Source organism: Arthrobacter sp. lap29 (assembly GCF_032458965.1).
GTDB classification, from domain to species: domain Bacteria; phylum Actinomycetota; class Actinomycetes; order Actinomycetales; family Micrococcaceae; genus Specibacter; species Specibacter psychrochitiniphilus.
This window is the reverse complement of the sequence record NZ_JAUCEK010000037.1, coordinates 1-1,252: the sequence shown is the minus strand read 5'-3', so window position 1 is coordinate 1,252 and position 1,252 is coordinate 1. Positions and strand designations below refer to the sequence as shown.

Below are 1,252 nucleotides of genomic sequence, written 5' to 3'. Positions count from 1 at the left end.
TGAGGTGTGTCAAGGATCTGGGACAGTTGGTTCGGTTCTTTTGGGTTAGGCAGCAGCGATTTGTTGCTGGTTTTGGGTGGTGAAGTTGGCCATGGCTGTTGCCGGCGGTAGGCCGTTGTTGTGGGTGTGGGGTCTCCACCGGTTGTAGAAGACCTCGATGTAGCGCATAGTGGCCCGTCTGGCGTCTTGGCGGGTGTCAAAGCTGTAGTGGTGGTAGAACTCGTTCTTCAGGGACGAGAAGAATGACTCGGCCACGGCGTTGTCCCAGCAAACACCGGCTAATCCCATGGATTGGCGAATGCTGTTGCCGGTGCACCAGGTCCCGAATTCTCTGGAGGTGAATTGCGTCCCGTGATCGCTATGGAAAATTGCACCAGCACGTAGGTGGCCTCGGTCTCTGGCCATCGTCAGCGCGCTGACGCAGAGGGAAGCGCGCATGTGGTCAGCCATGGCCCAGCCAACGATCATGCGGGTGCACAGGTCGATGACGGTGGCCAGATACAGCCAGCCCTCACCAGTCCTGAGGTAAGTGATATCTCCGACCAGGCGGGTGCCAGGGGTGTCGGCGGTGAAGTCTCGGCCGATCAGATCCTTGAAGACTTTCTCCGGATCCGAGGGGATCGTGGTGCGCTTGAAAGCCCGCATCCGCTTGGCCGCCCAGCCATTCTCCGCCATGATCGAGGCAGTTGTTCCTACAGAGATCTCAACACCGGCTGTGCTGAGTTTCGCGTGAACCATGCGATGGCCAAAGATTCCGTCGGAGGAATCAAAGACAGTCTTCACCTGATCAGTCAGCTCCCGGTGACGAATAGTTGTGGGCGTATCTTTTGCTTCTTTCCACCGGTAGTACGAGGAGCGTGGCACACCGAGTTGCCGGCACATCCAAGCCACTTTCTCTCCAGCGTTCTCCTGCTGCTGAACAAAACGATAGAAGTCATCTACCGTTGCTCTTTGGCGAAGAACGCTGAAACTTTTTTTAGGAACTCATTCTCCCTTTCAAGCTCGCGCATTCGAACTTCCATGGCTTTGTACTTAGCGGCATCCACCGGTAAATCTGGTTTCCGGCCACCGCCCTCTTGGCCCTCGCGGGAGAGTTTGATCCATCGCTTGAGTGCAGTCAGAGAGATGCCGAGCTCAGCAGCTACAAGAGCTAACGGGCGGCCAGAAGAATCAGCCAAGGCAACGGCATCAGCCTTGAACTCATCGGAATAGGTTGGTCGAGAAGACATGGGAACAATCCTTTCAAAGACTG

General features: G+C 56.1%; 1 protein-coding gene and 1 pseudogene. Both read right to left on the bottom strand.

Annotated features, from left to right (window positions below; all coding sequences use genetic code 11):
- Positions 1-45: 45 nt before the first annotated feature.
- Positions 46-918, bottom strand: a pseudogene (locus RY113_RS18405) (IS3 family transposase); the annotation flags it as partial.
- Between the two features lie 20 nt (positions 919-938).
- Complete coding sequence (locus tag RY113_RS18400) at positions 939-1,229, bottom strand: transposase (protein WP_315915832.1); 291 nt, start codon at positions 1,227-1,229, stop codon at positions 939-941.
- Positions 1,230-1,252 lie beyond the last annotated feature (23 nt).